The organism is Enterococcus pseudoavium NBRC 100491 (assembly GCF_001544295.1).
Classification (GTDB): domain Bacteria; phylum Bacillota; class Bacilli; order Lactobacillales; family Enterococcaceae; genus Enterococcus_A; species Enterococcus_A pseudoavium.
The window spans coordinates 40,585-59,101 of the sequence record NZ_BCQF01000010.1 but is presented as its reverse complement, the minus strand read 5'-3'; the positions used below and the strand labels follow the sequence as shown (position 1 = coordinate 59,101).

Sequence of the window (18,517 nt, the reverse complement as noted above, 5' to 3'; positions counted from 1 at the left end):
CACAAATAGTTTACTTTAGCAACTAAATAAAGATTACTACGATTAGTTTACTTTGACAACTATTTTTATTTTAATCCCTTCAGCAAAAAAAGCAGGCGCACGTTTTTATTCGCGCTCCTGCTTTTAGCTGTTGTTTTATCAAATACTTTTATAACTTGATCGAGATTTCCAAAAATACGTATCCCTTATCGAGGGACCATTTTTTAGAATTCAAGCACTTCTCTACTTATAACACGTGCTCGGTCCGTTCGATAATATCGTCCTGAGTCGCTTTTGATAATACATTAAAGAACGCTGAGTAGCCAGCGACCCGCACGATCAAATCCCGGTGTTTCTCCGGATTCTTTTGCGCGTCAATCAATGTTTCCCGTGAGACAACATTATATTGAATATGATAGCCGTGCAGTTTATTGAAAAAGGCTCGCAACAGCATAATCAACTTCTGTTTGTCTTCTTCTTTGGCTAAAGTCTGCGGATTAACTTTTTGATTTAACAAAACACCGCCGATAATCTCTTCTGTTCGTAATTTTGAGACAGATTTCAAGACCGAAGTCGGTCCATTTTTATCCATATTATGCGATGGTGAACAGCCTTCCGCTAGTGGCACCCAGGCATTCCGACCATCTGGCGTCGCCATCGTGCCTTTTCCTTGCCCGACATTCGCTGAAATCGATGAGGTTCCTGAATATCTAGTCCCGCCGATTGGACCTCTGCCAAAACGCGTACTTGGATATTTTTTAACTTCTTCGATATAGCTGTCATAGGCCTCACAGACCAATTGATCCGTATAGTCGTCATCATTACCGTATTTTGGCACATCTTCTAAGATCATTTTTTGGATTTCTTGGCCGCGTTCGGTTGCGTAATCGCTCATCAAAGCATCCCACAGTTCTGTTTGCGTAAAACGTTCTTCCTCAAAAACCAGCTGTTTAATAGCGGCTAAAGAATCGGCTAAATTAGCAATCCCCACTTGCAAGCCTGAGATGAAATCGTAGACGGCGCCGCCTTCTTTTAAGGTTTTCCCGCGACCAATACAGTCTTCCGTCAATGCTGAACACAAAATATCTGGAACATCTCGTTCCAAACCTAAGTCGATCGCGTTTTCTACGATCACGCTCATCCGTGTCAACTCCCGAACCGTTTTATCCCAAGCCGCCTGCAATTCTTCAAAGGATTTCATCTCTTTAAAGTGGCCATACCCCTTCACAAAGCGTTTGTTGGAAACCGGATCGATCCCATCATTCATGGCAATCATCAAAATTTTAGGGAAATTCATATAACTCATTCCCGTACAACGATAACCCCATTTCCCTGGAACAGCCGTTTCAACACAGCCGATTGCGCTATAATCATACGCATCTTCTTCGGTCACACCGATCTTGATAAATGACGGAATAATGATCTCATCATTGTTAAAGGCCGGCATCCCAAAACCGATCTTCATTACTTCAATACATTCGTTCATAAATTGACTATCTAGGCCTGAATGGTATCGAACCGTTAAATTCGGTTGCGGCAATTTCGTTTGGGCCACACTGCGTAAAACCAGATAAGAAAGTGGATTGACCGCATCTTTTTTATCTCGTGTCTGACCACCAATCGTTACATTTTGGTACAAGGGTGAACCCGCACTACTGAAAGTATGGGCTTGGCTGCGAACTTTGTTGATGGTCAATGTTTTGATCCAAAGATTCGTCAACAGCTCAACGGCTTGATCTTCCGTAATCGTACCTTTCGCTAGATCATTTTTTAAATAAGGATACATATATTGATCAAAACGACCATAAGACAATGAATGACCGTTTGACTCGATTTGCAAGATTAATTGAATGAACCAAACCGATTGAATCGCTTCTAAAAACGTTTCGGCGGGTTGATTCGGTACTTTCTCACAAACGCGACTAATTTCTAATAACTCTGCTTTTCTGGCTGGGGTTGCTGTTTCAGCCATTTCGCGAGCCAATTGAGCATAGCGTTCCGCAAAGGTTTGCACTGCATCCAAAACGATCAAAATCGCATTGTAGAAATGATATTTATCAATACTTTCCGGAAGCGTTAAATCCAAATTCGCTTTTTCTTTTAACGTCCGTTGGCGATAGCCGGCCAAGCCGACTTCTAGGACTTGACGATAATCCACCGCTAAATGCGCATCGCCGGAATTCATCTTGCCTTCCATTCCGAAAAAGCCTGTTTCCATAAAGACGGAAACTTCCTCCGGTAACAAGGCCCCGGCTTTTGCTCGTAAATTGTTATTCTCCCAAAATGGTGCAATCGAACGTAAATCTTCTTTGGTTTTTTCTGTAATATAGAAAACATCGCCATCGCGTTTTTCGAAGAGATCCAATTCATTCAACACAAATTCCATCGTATATTCTGGAAAAATCGGTGCATCTTTATTGGAAGCTGCTTGATTGCCGACGATCATCGTTTCCTCTTCAATATAGATCGACATTTTTGCTAAAATATTTTTTAACATTAATGCTCGTTTCATAACACTTGGTTGATTTTGATACTCCCGATAGGCTTCTGTCGCTAATAACGCCCGCTCCGCACAAATATAAGGTTTTTTGTTCAAGACTGATTCACGGTATTCGTTCATGCGATTAGTTAAATGACCAAAATAGGGTTGGTTGCCAGCATTTTCTCTTTCTTTGATTTGAATACTCATTATTATTCCTCCGATTTCGTTCGAAACTATTTACGTCTTCTTTCGAATTAATCGTAGCATGTTTAAGCAATTCCCGTCAATATAATTTCGAACTTTTATAAACTAAAAAAAAAGCGCACATTTGTGCACTTTCCATTCATTTATATCCTAATTTTTCGGTAGTTCAAAAAAAAGCTTTGATCATCTGTACAATTTTTTCTTCATTTCCTAAGAACAAATCACGATAAGAAATCGCTAGTCCATTTTTCTTAACGGCTTCACTAAGATAGATTGCATCTCGATCGTTAAAAATAATTAAATCAGCCGCGGGAACAGCCTTGCTGGTTATATCATAACTAATAAATTGCAACGAAATCGCCGGTCCCAATTCCCCTTGCAGCTTGGCCTGCCTTTCTTTAGTCAGTATTCCCACAGTGTTAACCGCATAACCAATCGGTCCGCCACCATCGGCAACATTTAGCGAGTAAATCCAAAGAACTTTCTTCATGAGGGCCTCCTTCAGCTGTTTACACCTAATCATTTATCATACGCTCAGTATAACACTTCCCTGTTTGAAACCCTCGCTAAAAATTCATTGATTTAGCCCTTGATTTTTATCCGTTTCATGTTCCTCATGCCAGTTTTTTAGATAGTCGTTACATTAATTTTTTGTTCAGTTAAAAAGTTCAATACTTCCTCAGAAATCCCTGCATCGGTGTAGACTTTACTAATCTCATCAAAAGCAAACTCCGAAACCACGCCATTTTGGCTAAATTTGCTAGAATCGGTCAAGACGATCGTTTGCTGGGCCGCGGTGGCTAGCGTACGAGTCGTATCACAACGGGTAATGTCACTGCCGGTAAAGCCCCGTCGTTGATCGAAACCATCGATCCCAACAAAAAGCTTATCGACATAAAACTCGCTAATCACTTGTTTGACTAGCGGCCCCACGTTGACTTGTGATTCCTTTTGATATTCGCCACCAATCAAGATCACCTTGACTGAATCGGCTTTTCTAACATACGATGCAATGAAACAAGAATTCGTAATAATCGTAATGTCGTTACGATTGAAAGCTAGTTCTTCCGCCAACAAAGCACACGTGGAACCCGATTCAATCATAATTACCTCACCATCAGTAACTAGTTTGCTGGCTTCTAATGCGATTTTTCGCTTCAAATCATAATTCTGTGCCAAGCGATAGTTGATATCATCCATATTATTTAACAAAGCAAAACCATGCTGACGATGCAGCAACCCTCTTGCTTCAAGCCGATCTAAATCTTTCCGAATCGTTACTTTTGAAACATTTAATAATTTCGAAAGTTCATTGACTTCGATTTTCTTCTTTTGACTCACGATTGAAATAATCTCTTCTTCTCTAGACATCCCGATCCACTCCTTGTTAAAGATAGATTACCATACAATGACGAAGGCAACAATCAATCACTAATTAAATTTACGTTCGTAACTAATTATATTTACGAAAGGTCTGTTTTTTGTTAAAATGAACCTGTAGAACGTGACGAAGCAAAAAAGGAAATCACTAAGGAGAATGATCATGAACAAGGAAGCTTGTATTTTTAATATTCAAAAATTTAGTCTTCATGATGGACCTGGTATTCGAACCGTTGTCTTTTTTAAAGGCTGTCCATTGAAATGCTTTTGGTGTTCAAATCCTGAATCTCAAGCGGGCAAACCGGAGCAAATGTGGGACAAGCAAAAAAAGGCCCACACCACTGTTGGCGAATACAAAACAATCGATGAAATCATTCGCGAAGTCATGAAAGATCAAGCCTTTTATGAAGAATCCGGCGGCGGCGTGACTTTATCCGGCGGCGAGGTCCTTTACCAAGCGGAATTTGCGACTGAACTGTTGCGTCAATTAAAGGACAAGGGGATTCATACGGCTAGTGAAACGACCGGCTTTGCTCGCAATGATGTCTTTCGCAAATTTATTGAGCAAGTTGATCTCTTGTATTTTGACGTCAAGCATCATGCTGAAACGGAACATAAGGCTGGAACCGGTGTTTCTTTGCAACCGATTCTAAACAATTTGAAAACAGCCTTGGAACTGCAACAACACTTGGTGGTACGGATCCCTGTCATCCCGAACTTTAATGATGGTCGTGAAAATGCCAAAGAATTCGCAAAATTATTTAACGAACTAGGCATTACAAATGTTGAATTGCTTCCTTTCCATCAATTTGGTGAGCAAAAATATACTTTTTTGGATCGGGAATATGAAATGAAAGATATTCCGCAACTACACACCGAAGAGTTGGATTACTTTAAAACGATTTTAGAAGAACAGCAAATTGCGTGTCATGTACATTAGAAAAAAGCTAAGTATGGGGTGGTCCCGTATACTTAGCTTTTTTTCTAATAGCAACTTGTTAATCTACTTCGGGCGCTCTTTCTTCTTTTTTACGACAATAATCGACATAACCAAAGGCAAAGGCTTCAATCAGTAGAAAAAACGACGACGCCGTTTGTAGCCACCAGTCAGCCGGATTAGGACTACGGCTACTTGATGCATAAAGGGCGTAATCTGCTCGTCCTGATAATAAATTATTTTGCATATTAGTAATCGATACGATGGTTGAGTGATGCGTAGCCAAAACATTCAACACATTAAAAAGATGTTGATTTTCTCCAGACAAGGATAAGACAAAAATCAGATCCTCTTCAGTGATATTTTCCATAATTCGCTTAAATTCATTCGACTGAGAGCTGGCTGGGATCATCTGAGCGGGTTTACCGATCAATAACAATAGACGCTGTAGCTCTGCCGCTTGATTTTGCTGAGTGACTCCCGTACTTAATAAATAGACATTCCTACTGTGATCCAAAGCTTGATAAACCGTTTCCCAGTGATTGTCTTTGAGATAGTTGATCGTTTGATCAGCATCGGAAAAAATCCGATTTTTAAACGCGGTTGCTTGACTGCTGTCTTGCGGATTGTTTTGCCATTTCAAAAAATTCCGTAACTCGCTAAACCCTGTAAAACCTAATTTTTGAGTAAAACGAATCACTGATGATTTTGAAGAATGACAGGCTTTCGCAAAGTCGTTTGCGCTCATCGAGGTCATTTCTTTTAGATGAGCATTGATATATTTGACCATTTCAATGTCGACTTCACTTAGTTCTTCATAGTGTTGATTGACAATATCAGAAAAAAACATCTGCCCCTCTCCTTCCTATTATTATTTTAACCTAACACGATTTTGTATCCAATCACAAAAAAAGTATGAATGATCGGCTTCAATCATCCATACTCTTTTGTGCTTAGCAGCAAATTAGTTTAACTCAGGCCACCAAGAGCCATTTGCTTCAATCATTTCATCTAAGATCTGCTTAGCCACTGCGGCAGAAGGAACTGTTTTAGATAACGTCATCGCCTGCCATAATTTTTGATAAGATTTTTCCTCAAAGGCATCGACAACTAATTTTTCGACCGCGACTTGCTGTTCGATCATCCCTTTTTGGAAATGCGGAATCTTACCCATACATAGCGGTTCATACCCCCGTTTGCTTACGATACAAGGGACTTCAACCATGGCATCGTCGTCTAAATTAGCGATTGCTCCTTCATTTTTGACAATCAATAGCATCCGTTCATACGTATTGTAAGCTAAGGCTCCCGCTAATTGAACGATGAATTCTGCGTGTTCTCCCGCTTCAATCGTAGTATCCTCGGCTGTTTGAGCCGCTGCGATTCTTTCACATTCAGCGAATACTTTCTTTTCACGATTTTCCATCACTTCATTTGCTCGGGTATGGTTTGGATCAGCATGAGCGACGACATAATCTGGATATAAATAATATTTTAAATAGGTATTTGGAACTGTTGTCGGATCAACGGCATAAACATCTTTAGCTTTTTGGAAAGTATCCATCCAACTGTTTTCTTCCAATAACGGATTGCCTTCACTTGCAGCCGCCGCATAGCCGTATTTAGCCACATGTTCTTTTAACTTAGGCATCAAGTCATTGCCTTGTTTGTCCGTTAATTCGGTCCACCAACCAAAATGGTTCAAACCGTAATAACGATCGACAATTTCACTCTCATTTTTCAATCCAACGATATCAGCAATCGATTTTTTGATGGCAACTGGCATATCACAAATGTTGATGATCTTCGCATTCGGACGCATCCGTCTAGTTGCTTCTGCTACAATTGCTGCCGGATTTGAATAGTTCAACATCCACGCATCAGGAGAATATTGCTCCATGTAATCAATTAACTCCACTACCCCTGGAATCGAACGCATCCCATACGCCATCCCACCAGGTCCGCAAGTTTCTTGGCCAACTACACCGTATTTCAACGGAATTTTTTCATCTTTTTCCCGCATGGACAATCCACCCACCCGGATGTGTGCCATTACGAAATCAATATCGCTAAACGCTTCCGCCGGATCGGTCGTTGCTGAGAATTCGATTTCTGGCGCCCGTTCTCTAACAATCACCTCACAAGCCTTCGCAACAACTGCTTGACGCTCGGCATCATTATCGTAAAATTTTAATTTTCGTAATGGGAATTTGTCCTGATTTTCAATGAGCATCATCACGATCCCTGCAGTATAAGTACTTCCTCCACCGGCAATGACTACAGACTGTTTTTTCAATTCCATCAATATCTTCCTTTCGTTTTTAAACTTACTATTCGATAATTCCTAATTTTTCACAAATATCTTCTTTGAATCCTTGAACACCCATGCCGATAATTACTTGGACATTGGTCCCGTTTAAAACAACCCCTTTTTGTTGGGATATTTTCTCTAACTGGGAAGCATCCACCAGACTTTCATCTTTAACCGTCACCCGCAACCGCGTAAAGCAGTTAGAAATACTTTCAATATTTTCTTTCCCACCTAAGCCTGCGACTACCAAATCAAAATCATTCTCCATCAATGAAGCTTCACCATTCACCGGTGCCAAAGCGATTTCTTCTGTCAGCTCGTCTTCACGCCCAGGTGTTTTAAGATTCAACTTCTTGATCAATAGGACAAAAACGAAATACCAGATAACAGACATCACGATTCCCACAATGATCACTAAATAAAAACGGGTGACTGATGGACTAAAGACTGAGTTAGATACCACGGTGTCAATCAATCCATAAAGCATATAGGTTCTAGCACCCACACCCCAAAGGATCGTTTCTGAGACTGCGGTTAATAAACTATGAACCAGCCATAACAACGGAGAGGCAAATAAGAAAGAAAAGTCAAGCGGTTCGGTGATCCCAGCAACGCTGGCAACAAACATCGATGGCAGGATCATCCCCTTCACTTCTTCTTTTCGCTCTTTCTTTGCACAATGGATCAATGCTAAAGAGACAGCAATTGAACCAAATATTTTTACAAAGCCAAAGGTTGCAAAGCGCAAGGATGGATCTAAACTAGTTATCGTTCCTGCATTCGCCATTTCAGCGTAAAAAATATTTGCAGCACCGTTATAGACTTGACCACCGATGGTTGCGGTTCCTCCCAGTGCAGTAAAGCAAAACGGCATCCATAATAGATGGTGTAAGCCAGTCGGAATCAAGAAACGATTACCAAACGAATAAATGAATACACCCAATAGGCCCGTTGTCAAAATGAAGCCTGATAGGGAAGAAATCCACCCATTCACCACCGGCCAAATGTAACTCATTCCAATCGCCGTAATTAAAATCACCGGGATTAAAATCATAAAGGAAAGACGCGAACCTCCATAAATACTGAGAAAATCGACAAATTCCTTATCAGAAAAACGATTGTGAATAAAGGCAACGAGACAACCGACTAACATTCCTAGAAAAACATTCATATCAACGACTTGAAATCCTAAGACAACCGCCTGTCCTGTTCCAAAAAGTCCCATTTCACCTGCTTTCGCCAATTGATCGGTTAAGGTTAACCAAGCATTGTTCGCAGCTAAGAAAAATAGAAAGGCAATCAAGGAGATGAGTGCAGCCTCTACCTTTTTCTTTTTCGCAAGCGATGCTGAGATTCCCACACAAAAGATCAAGGCTAAGTTGTTCAACATACTGTCCATCATTGTCTTAATCAAGCCACCGAAGGTTTGCAGTGCAGCAGGCATAAATTCTAATTGTAAAATAACAGAAAAAGCTAAAAACAAACCCATTACAGCCATGAATTTGACCGGCACAATCACCGCTCTAGAAAAGTCCTGCATCGTCTGTGAAAATTTACTTTTCATTTTCTATCTCCATTTCTTTTATTGAGTATACGTATCTCTTGAGTTCAGATTAACAATATTCGGAATCGGTTACAATACTTTCTAATTCCTTTGGACCTAGGTCCAACTGTAGGTTCTAAAAAAAATAATGAATTTCTTTACAATAACAAACTTTTTATTTAAGGAGCGATACAGCTGTCTTTCCGCCCGTCAATTCCTGTAAGTTTGGGAGCCATTCGATGGGCTGATCTTTAGCTTCGGTTACGATCATCATCACCGTTTGCTTCAGACCGTTTTGCTTAATTAGTTGCGGATCAAATTTTAGTAACGGCGTTCCCCGTTTTACTTTCGCCCCTTCCTCAACTAAAGGAACAAATCCCTGATTCTTCAGTAAAACAGTATCGATCCCTACATGAATCAATAACTCGCAGCCATTGCTTAGGCGCAACCCCAATGCATGCTTCATCGTGTCACTAGCGCTAATAACCTTCACATCTGCCGGTGCAACGATCGTATCAGCGGTTGGTTCAATCGCCATTCCTTGCCCCATCATTCCGCTAGAAAATACTTCATCCGCAACATCTTGCAACGCAACAAATACTCCATCAACTGGTGCATAAAGTTTTCTTTTCTTTTGCCAAAACATCTTTCGTCCTCCTTTTTTTCTCAATATAAAGGGCTTTCAAAGCCTTCGCAATGCCATTACTTATTTATGGACCTAAGTCCAGACGAAGGAACAAAATTTCTAAAAACTAGTCGCCACTTTCCGTTGACTCGCCTGGAATGATTTTTACTGACCGGTACCAACCTTGCGGATAATTCACAAAATTTTTTTACATCTTTTCTTGACTTTTTATTTTTATGGGAGTATTCTTGCCCCAATAAGTAAACAAGCAAAACGCAAAGCGAAGGACACGATCCTGCTAATCAACGACTTTCAGAGAATGAAGCCATCGGCTGTAAGCTTCTAGTCAAAGATGCAGGCATTACTCCCTTCAAGCAATCAGTCAAAAACTGATCGAATGATGCTCGTTAAGGCATCACAATGAGCCAAGAAATTAGTTGCACTTTCTTTCTTGGGAACATGGGTGGTAACACGTTAATCAAACACGTCCCTTCTTTAGGGGCGTGTTTTTTTATATATCAAATTAAATGAATGGAGTTGAATAAGTATGGCAAACAATCAAATCGAAATCATCCTTGCAGATGGCAGTAAACAAATGGTGGTGGCAGGAACCACCTTGTATGAATTGGCGAAAGAACATGAAAAAGATGCTGTTATTGGCGCAATTGACGGACAGTTGGTCGACTTATCAACTCCGATTAAGCAAGCCAGCCAGATTATTTTTTACAACCAAGCCTCTAACGAAGGACTCGCCGCTTTACGTAGAAGTTCAGGCTTGCTATTTATCCAAGCAATCAAACAACGTTACCCTGAGGTCTTACCGGCGGAAATCCAGTTGGATGACCAAGGCTTCTATGTGGATATGCGTTTAGCTCAATCTTTAAGTGTCCTAGAATTAAAGGATCTGGAGCAAGATATGCAAAAACTGCAAAAACAAGGTGGGCTAATTCAACCGCAACGGGTAAGTGTAGCTAAAGCAAAAGCGATTTTTAACGAAAATCCTTTTAAATTAGACCGCTTAGCCCAGTTCGCTGATGAAGAAGACATCTGTATTTACCGACTTGGTGAGGTCGCTGACTTTTCAAAAGCGCCGTTTGTGTTGGATATCCATCTGATCAAAGATTTCAAATTGTTAAAAGTCTCAGGGGCGTATTGGCAAGGAAATGCCAAAAATGAGATGCTGCAACGCGTCAATGGTGCGGTCTTTGCTTCTCAAGCGGAACTAGCGGATTATTTAGACTTTTTAGCGGAATCCGAAAAACGCAGTCATCAAAAATTAGGTAAAGAATTGAAACTCTTCATGTTTTCTGAAGAAGCTCCCGGAATGCCGTTCTATCTAGCAAATGGCCAAATTGTCCGCAACGAACTAGAAAAATTCTTGCGGGAGTTGCAGGCAAAATATGATTACACTGAAGTCAAAACGCCTTTAATCATGAACGAGCGGTTATGGAAACAATCCGGACATTGGGATCATTACAAAGAAAATATGTATTTCACAAAAGTGGATGATCAAGACTATGCGCTGAAACCGATGAACTGTCCGGGACATTGCTTGATTTTTAAAGACGAGGTCCGCTCTTACCGTGACCTACCGATCCGAATGGCGGAATTCGGTCAAGTCCATCGCCATGAATTCAGCGGTGCTTTGAATGGTCTGTTGCGGGTACGGACTTTCTGTCAAGACGATGCCCATATCTTTGTCCGTCCCGATCAAATTAAACAGGAAATTTCATTGGCTCTAAAAATTATCGATGAAGTTTATAAAGTCTTTGGCTTCGAGTATGCGGTCGAACTTTCTACTCGTCCAGCCGATTTTATGGGAGAAATCGCTATGTGGGACAAGGCTGAGGATTCATTAAAAGAAGTCTTAGCAGAATTGGATTATCCTTATACGATCAATGAAGGTGACGGAGCCTTTTATGGACCAAAAATCGATATTCACATCAAGGATGCCTTGAATCGCAGTCACCAATGCGCAACCGTGCAATTAGACTTCCAAATGCCGGAAAAATTCGACTTAAGTTTCATCGACAGCAACAACGAAAAAGTTCGTCCGGTGATGATCCATCGCGCTGTCTTTGGTTCACTGGATCGTTTCTTAGGTATCTTGATCGAACATTACGCAGGTGCTTTCCCTGTTTGGCTCGCACCAAAACAAGTCGAATTACTCTCGGTTTCGCAAAATAATGAAGCCTACGTCGAAGAGCTTTATCATGAATTCCAAGAAAATGGCATCCGCGTTGCCAAAGATCTTCGGAATGAAAAATTAGGTAAAAAGATTCGTGAAGCCGAATTAAGAAAAGCTCCCTATGTTTTAGTCATCGGGGATCAAGAAATGAATGGCTCACCATTTTCAATCAGAAAACACGGCTCACAAGAAATCACTAAAATGGACAAAGAAGCTTTCTTGGAACTGATTAAGCAACAAGCCACTGAGAAAGCCCGAATTTACTAAGCGTTTTTCTGATTCCTAATAAACTCCTAAAGTTGTTAAACAGGCTATGCCTTTTGACAACTTTAGGAGTTTTTGTTGTCTTCTCCCTTTGAACTATAAAGAAACACCTGTGGCAATCACAGGTGTCCAATAGAGCTATTAAAAAATTACACCGGCGTTGGATCAGGCTCGCCATTTTCTAAAATAAAATGAAACGGTCCTTCGTGAGTAAACGGTCGACGGCCCCCACGAAAATTCTCATCGGTAAAGGTCATAAAGCTTTTTACATATTGATTGGCAGTATCGATCGTATAAGAGACACACAGACCCGACTCCTCTACCCAGTCGACCGAATAAATTCCTCCTGGATAATCAGCCACATAAATCGTCTCCACGTCACTAGCACCAGCATCTTCTTCCCGTGTCGAAGTCCAGCGCAATTGATTATTTGTTAAAAAATCAATTCGAAATTCCAAACCAGAGTCAAACTTTATTGTCGCTATTTTTCCTTCTAATGGATTACTTTTCATCTTTGCACCTACTTTTTTAGATTTCTCTTCCATTTCTAGAATAACGCTTTCAAAAACAAATTGCACGCACTATTTGTGAAATAAAATGACAAATATTTTAATTGCGATTGGTTACTTTACTCGCTTATTCAGCAATTCCGCTTCAAAAAAGGGAGGCTGCATTTTTAGGTAAAAAGAACACACGATAGCCCTAGTAAAAAATGGTAGCTTCAGTCACTACTAGCTTGGAACTAAACAATCTGAAGAGCTACGAGGTATTTCTTTCAGATGAGGCATAAAAAAGCCTAGATCAGTGATCTAGGCTTTTGAAGTTACGGTATTTATTTCAAAGACTTATTTCAAAACTTCCCATTTCCAGTCTTCAACTTCTGGAATATCGGTTCCGTTTGAGCGGATGTAATCATGGTGATATTGCAGTGTTTCATCCATTTTTTGCGTGAAGTCCGCAGCTTTTTCAGCATAAACAGCCTTCGCAGCATCTTGCGCTAAGTGGAAGCGATCCAATTCACTGAAGACACGCATATCAAATGGTGTCGTGATATCGCCGTTTTCACGATAGCCATGAATCAAGACATTGTGGTTGTGACGATCAAAGAAGATGTCACGGACCATTCCTTCATAACCATGGAAGGCGAAAAGAATTGGTTTGTCAGTTGTAAAGATTGCATCAAATTCATCATCAGATAATCCACGCGGATCAACATCAGGGTGACGTAATTTCAAGATATCTACAACATTGACAAAGCGGATCTTCAACTCTGGGAATTGTTTGTTCAAGATCGATACCGCTGCTAAAGCTTCCAAGTTTGGTTCAGTTCCGGCTGCAGCTACCACAAGATCCGGTTCTTCCCCTTTATCCGTGCTGGCCCAATCAATCACTTTCAAGCCTTTTTCCACTAATTCTTCTGCTTCATCTGCTGAGTAGAATTGCGGACGTGGATGTTTACTTGAAACGATCAAGTTAATCACTTGTTTGTCTTGCATTGCTTTATCCATCACAGCCATCAAACTATTAGCATCTGCTGGCAAGTATTCCCGAATAAATTCTGGTTTTTTCTCAGCTAAATGTGTCAACACACCTGGATCTTGGTGGGTATAGCCATTATGGTCTTGTTGGAACACTGTTGAAGTTGCGATCAAATTCAATGCTGGGTATTTTTTGTGCCAAGCATGAGCACTTGCTTTACGCATCCATTTGAAATGTTGCGTCAACATAGAGTCAACCACCCGTAAGAATGATTCATAGCTGGCAAAGAAACCATGACGACCGGTTAAAACATAGCCTTCTAAGAAACCTTCTGCTTGGTGTTCAGATAATTGACCATCAATCACACGACCCGCTGAAGATTGCCATTCGTCCGTGCTATTTTTTGGTTCCATCCATTGACGATTCGTCACATCGAAGACTTTGTTCAAACGGTTGGATTTGGTTTCATCTGGACCAAAGATCCGGAAATTCGTTGGATTTTCAGTGATCATATCACGAGCTTGTTGACCGAAAATAATCATGTCTTGCGCCATCACCGCACCTGGTGTAGTGGTGTCAATCGCATATTGTTTCCAATCAGGCATCTTCATTGGTTGAGGATCGATCCCACCATTGGTGATTGGATTGGTTGACATCCGTTTGTCGCCTTTAGGTGAAATTTCTTTTAGCTCTTCAACAATTTTTCCATTTTCATCAAATAATTCTTCTGGACGGTATGATTTCAACCAATCCACCAGTTTATCTGCATGTTCCATATCTTCTGAACCTACTGGGATTGGCACTTGGTGCGCCCGGAAAGTTCCCGCTAATTGTTCGCCGTCCCATGTTTCTGGACCGGTCCAACCTTTTGGAGTCCGGAACAAGATGACTGGCCAGTGTGGCATTTCAGCATCTTCGGCTTTGCCTTGACGGGCTTTCGCTTGGATATCTTTGATTTCAGTAACCACTTTGTCCAATGTTTCAGCCATGATTGGGTGAACTTTTTCAGGATCAGTACCTTCAACAAAGTATGGTTTCCAACCTAAGCCTTCAAAATATTTTTGCAAATCTTCATCGCTCTTACGCGAAAGGATTGTTGGATTTGAAATTTTTCCGCCATTTAAATACACAATCGGTAAAACGGCTCCGTCGTTGACTGGATTAATGAAAACATTTGAGAACCACCCAGCAGATAAAGGACCCGTTTCAGCTTCCCCATCTCCTACGACTGTTGCAGCAATCACATCTGGATTGTCTAAAATAGCCCCAGTTGCATGAGACAAAGCATAACCTAATTCGCCACCTTCATGAATTGAACCCGGTGTTTCTGGTGCCGCATGAGATGCGATTCCGCCAGGGAATGAGAACATCTTGCATAATTTTTTCAACCCAGCTTCATTTTCGGTGATTTCTGGATAAATTTCGCTGTAGCTGCCATCAATATAAGAATTTGAGACCATCACTTGACCACCGTGACCCGGTCCTTCGATATAGAACATATTTAGATCATACTTATTGATAACCCGATTTAAGTGGGCATATAAAAAGTTTTGACCGGCAATCGTTCCCCAGTGACCGATAGGATGGGTTTTAACATCATCTTTTTCCAATGGTTTTCTCAATAAAGGATTATCTCTTAAATACATTTGTGCGACAGAGATATAGTTCGCCGCACGCCACCAAGCATCGACTTTTCCTAGGTATTCTTTAGAATCAAAATTGGTTGTCATTGATAAAACTCCTTTTAGTCGTTTTTACTTTTATTATTTGAGTACAATATACCTTTAATTTCGAAAAATGTAAAGCCTTTTCTTGAAATTAATAGTAGTTTTTACTTTTATCGATTTAACCTCTCCTTGTGAAAAGGATATCTTTGCTCTGCAGCAGGAACCTTCTCTCATCGGAAATAGCCAAAAACAGCAAAAAAATCGTAAACCAATAGGTCGAATTCCTAGCGGTTTACGATTCTAAGTGACATTTAGCCTACCTTAACTTGTCCATTTAAAACATTTTTCGTATGATGCCAAATATGCTTCGCTACTTCAGCGTTGTTCATCGTATAAAGATGGATGCCAGCAACATCTTGCGTTGCTAGATCAATGATTTGATCAATCGCATAAGCCAAGCCTGCTTCTTTTAAGGCGATTGGATCGTGCTCATATTTTTCCAAAATTGCGAGAAATTTCCGCGGGAGTTTGGTGTTAGTCGTCTTGACCAGCCGCAAAGCCTGCTTTCGATTGACCACCGGCATGATCCCCGCGAGAATCGGCACTTTAATGTCCGCTAAATAGCACGATTCTTGAAATTGATAAAACAAATCGTTATCAAAAAATAATTGAGTGATCAGCTGTTCACAACCTACAGTAACCTTTTGTTGCAAATGTTTGATATCTGTGACGCGATTCGCTGATTCTGGATGTATCTCGGGATAGCAGGCGCCACTGACATGAAACTGGGGCGCTATGTCTTTAATATAAGCAATCAAATCACTCGCATAAACAAAATCTTCCTTCGGCGTTTGTTCTGGTAAAATATCTCCCCGCAAAGCGAGAATCTGATGAATCCCGCTTTGATCTAGTTGCTGTAATAAGGCCGCCACCTGTTCCTTCTGCAAATAGGCCGCTGGCAAATGGGCGATCGTTGGGACTTGCAGCTGGTTATGAATATAGTCCGCCACTTTTAAGGTCGTCTCTTCGATCGTTTGCCGGTTGTTGCTACAGGTCACGCTGATAAAATCTGGCTTTAACTGTTGCAGCTCTTTCAGTGTCTTGAACAATTTACTGGTTCCAATTTGCGTATTTGGGGGAAAGACTTCAAAAGATAGAGTACTAGTCATCAGCTATAACTCCTTCCTGACTTGTTTCACCGCCTCGGTCATATGGCTCAAACTCTTGGTAGTTTCAGGAATTCCACGGGTTTTCAAGCCACAGTCAGGATTGATCCACACTTTTTCTAACGGTACTTTCGCCAAAATTTTCTCAATCGTTTGTTTGATTTCAGCGACTGCTGGAATTCGTGGTGAGTGAATATCATAAACACCTGGACCCACGGCGGTTTTAAAGTGCTGCCGTTTTAGTTCATCTAAAATTGCGAGATTCGAACGTGAGGCTTCAAAAGAAATCACATCTGCATCCATTTGATCGATCGCTGGGATAATATCGGTGAATTCGCTATAACACATATGAGTATGAATTTGGGTGGTCGGTTGGACCTTGCTGTGGACTAAACGAAAGGCCGGAATTGCCCAATCTAAATATTCAGTATACCAATCACTTTTTCTCAATGGTAATTTTTCCCGTAAAGCCGCTTCATCGATTTGAATTACGCGAATTCCATTTTTCTCCAAATCCAAAACTTCTTCTTGGATCGCCAAAGCAATCTGCAAAGTGGAGGCTTTGAGGCTGATATCTTCTCGTGGAAATGACCAGTTCAAAATCGTGACAGGACCTGTTAGCATCCCTTTAACAATTTTTTTGGTTTGCTGTTGAGCATAAGTAGACCATTTAACTGTGATCGCCTGTTCCCGAGCGATATCCCCCCATATGATCGGTGGTTTCACACAGCGCGTGCCATACGACTGAACCCAACCATTTTTACTAAAAAGATAGCCCGACAAATTTTGACCAAAGTATTCCACCATGTCATTTCGCTCAAATTCTCCATGGACCAAAACATCTAAACCGATCTCCGTCTGCCATTTCAACCAATCATCGATCTGCTGCGCAATAAAAGCATCGTACTGCGCTTCACTGATTTCGTGACGTTTGTATTTTGCTCGCGTCTGCTTGACTTCTCGCGTTTGCGGGAAAGAACCGATCGTGGTAGTTGGCAGTAACGGAAATTGGAAGGCGGCTCTTTGTAGACTTTCGCGCTCTTCAAAGACTGGCTCCCGCAAATAGTCTTTTGCCGTCAAAGCAGCGACTTTTGCTTGAATCGCTTGATTCTCATTAAAACGGGGTTGCGCAAACAGGGCTTGATTGGCCGCTAATTGTGCCTCGTCTCCTGCTAATATATTAGCCAAATCGACCAATTCTGCTAATTTTTCTTTAGCAAAAGCAAAATGTTGATTGATCTCTGGCGCAAAAATTTCATTTGCCGTAGTAAATGGAACATGTAACAATGAACAAGAAGTCGTCAGAACAAGTTTGGCGGGATTGATTTCCTGTAATAAATCGATCGTTGCTTGATAATGATTGCGCCAAATATTTTTACCGTTGACTACCCCCGCAAACAATTCTTTTTCTGCCGGAAAGCCCTGCTTCACTAATTCCAAAGTTTTACGACCCTCAACAAAGTCCAAACCAATTCCAGCAAAAGGCAGATCGATGACCGTCTCATAAGCATCACGAATATCACCGAAATACGTCTGCAGCAAGACTTTGATTTCTTTATTTGCTAATAATGCCTGATAAATCGTCTTGAATTCAGCTAATTCTTCTGGGGTTAAATCCTTCACTAATCCAGGTTCATCCAATTGAACCCATTTTACGCCTAAACTCTCGAAACGCTGTAAAATTTCTTGGTAAGCATTCGTTAGATCGGAGATGATTGTCCCTCGATCCGTTCCGGTTTCGAACTCGCTGAGCTGGATTAACGTAAATGGGCCTAAAATCACTGGACGTGTTTCGATTCCTAAAGCCTTTGCTTCATAATATTCATCGAAAATCTTCGTACCGGTGACAGAAATTTTCGTCGTTTGCTCAAATTTTGGCACGATATAATGGTAATTGGTATTGAACCACTTTTTCATTGGCCGCGCCTTGATGTCTCCTTTTTCTCCTTGGTAACCGCGGGCTAAAGCGAAATACTTCTCCCTTTCAGTCAAATTCAATTCGGCAACTTCTTGCGGTATGATATTCAGTAAACACGCCGTATCCAGTGTCGTATCATAAAAAGAGAAATCATTGCTGGGAATCTCCTCCACCCCGCTGGCTTTCACTAATTGCCAATGTTTTTTCCGCAGCTCCTTGGCAAAGTCTTCCAATTCTGTCGCTGTCCATTCGTTGCGGAAATATTTCTCAGTAGCAAACTTTAACTCTCGCTGTTCACCAATTCTAGGAAATCCAATAATCGTTGTTTTCATCTTTCTTCCCCCTTCAGTTATATTACGGTATACATTACCACG

General features: G+C 41.0%; 13 protein-coding genes. 2 read left to right on the top strand and 11 right to left on the bottom strand.

Annotated features, from left to right (window positions below; genetic code table 11):
• Positions 1 to 226: 226 nt before the first annotated feature.
• The 3 genes from EP1_RS06495 to EP1_RS06485 all read right to left on the bottom strand — a co-directional run bounded on the left by EP1_RS06495 (position 227) and on the right by EP1_RS06485 (position 4,036).
• Positions 227 to 2,668 carry a glycyl radical protein gene (locus tag EP1_RS06495; protein ID WP_067625333.1) on the bottom strand — a complete coding sequence of 814 codons (2,442 nt, stop codon included), beginning with the start codon at positions 2,666 to 2,668 and terminating at the stop codon, positions 227 to 229.
• A gap of 163 nt (positions 2,669 to 2,831) precedes the next feature.
• Positions 2,832 to 3,155 (bottom strand): hypothetical protein, encoded by a 324-nt coding sequence (locus tag EP1_RS06490; protein WP_067625330.1) that lies wholly within the window; start codon positions 3,153 to 3,155, stop codon positions 2,832 to 2,834.
• Positions 3,156 to 3,292: 137 nt separating this feature from the next.
• Entirely contained in the window at positions 3,293 to 4,036 is a 744-nt protein-coding gene (locus tag EP1_RS06485; RefSeq protein ID WP_067625327.1) for a DeoR/GlpR family DNA-binding transcription regulator, read from the bottom strand.
• Positions 4,037 to 4,208: 172 nt separating this feature from the next.
• On the opposite strand from EP1_RS06485, the gene EP1_RS06480 reads away from it, so the two are divergent.
• Positions 4,209 to 4,985 (top strand): glycyl-radical enzyme activating protein, encoded by a 777-nt coding sequence (locus EP1_RS06480; RefSeq protein ID WP_067625324.1) that lies wholly within the window; start codon positions 4,209 to 4,211, stop codon positions 4,983 to 4,985.
• Positions 4,986 to 5,043: 58 nt separating this feature from the next.
• On the opposite strand, the gene EP1_RS06475 is transcribed toward EP1_RS06480, so the two are convergent.
• From EP1_RS06475 to EP1_RS06460, 4 genes are all read right to left on the bottom strand, one after another.
• Positions 5,044 to 5,832 (bottom strand): MurR/RpiR family transcriptional regulator, encoded by a 789-nt coding sequence (locus tag EP1_RS06475; RefSeq protein WP_067625319.1) that lies wholly within the window; start codon positions 5,830 to 5,832, stop codon positions 5,044 to 5,046.
• Positions 5,833 to 5,946: 114 nt separating this feature from the next.
• Entirely contained in the window at positions 5,947 to 7,284 is a 1,338-nt protein-coding gene (locus EP1_RS06470; RefSeq protein ID WP_083507506.1) for a 6-phospho-alpha-glucosidase, read from the bottom strand.
• Between the two features lie 28 nt (positions 7,285 to 7,312).
• A complete protein-coding gene (locus EP1_RS06465) occupies positions 7,313 to 8,857 on the bottom strand; it encodes a PTS transporter subunit EIIC (RefSeq protein WP_067625315.1) in 1,545 nt (514 codons plus the stop codon).
• Positions 8,858 to 9,011: 154 nt separating this feature from the next.
• The gene (locus EP1_RS06460; RefSeq protein WP_067625312.1) at positions 9,012 to 9,482 is read right to left on the bottom strand and encodes a PTS sugar transporter subunit IIA; all 471 of its coding nucleotides are present in this window, start codon (positions 9,480 to 9,482) and stop codon (positions 9,012 to 9,014) included.
• Between the two features lie 526 nt (positions 9,483 to 10,008).
• Between EP1_RS06460 and thrS the strand changes: the two genes are divergently transcribed.
• A complete protein-coding gene (gene thrS, locus EP1_RS06455; protein ID WP_067625309.1) occupies positions 10,009 to 11,916 on the top strand; it encodes a threonine--tRNA ligase in 1,908 nt (635 codons plus the stop codon).
• 146 nt (positions 11,917 to 12,062) lie between these two features.
• Here the strand turns inward: thrS and EP1_RS06450 are convergent, their stop codons facing one another.
• The 4 genes from EP1_RS06450 to metE form a co-directional block, all read right to left on the bottom strand.
• Positions 12,063 to 12,425 carry a MoaF-related domain-containing protein gene (locus tag EP1_RS06450; RefSeq protein WP_067625452.1) on the bottom strand — a complete coding sequence of 121 codons (363 nt, stop codon included), beginning with the start codon at positions 12,423 to 12,425 and terminating at the stop codon, positions 12,063 to 12,065.
• A gap of 333 nt (positions 12,426 to 12,758) precedes the next feature.
• On the bottom strand, positions 12,759 to 15,122 hold the full coding sequence (locus tag EP1_RS06445) for a phosphoketolase family protein (RefSeq protein WP_067625306.1): 2,364 nt from the start codon (positions 15,120 to 15,122) through the stop codon (positions 12,759 to 12,761).
• Between the two features lie 248 nt (positions 15,123 to 15,370).
• Positions 15,371 to 16,228, bottom strand: coding sequence for a methylenetetrahydrofolate reductase [NAD(P)H] (gene metF / locus EP1_RS06440; RefSeq protein ID WP_067625302.1), 858 nt, complete (start codon positions 16,226 to 16,228; stop codon positions 15,371 to 15,373).
• A 3-nt stretch (positions 16,229 to 16,231) separates the two neighbouring features.
• The gene (gene metE, locus EP1_RS06435) at positions 16,232 to 18,475 is read right to left on the bottom strand and encodes a 5-methyltetrahydropteroyltriglutamate--homocysteine S-methyltransferase (RefSeq protein WP_067625299.1); all 2,244 of its coding nucleotides are present in this window, start codon (positions 18,473 to 18,475) and stop codon (positions 16,232 to 16,234) included.
• Positions 18,476 to 18,517 lie beyond the last annotated feature (42 nt).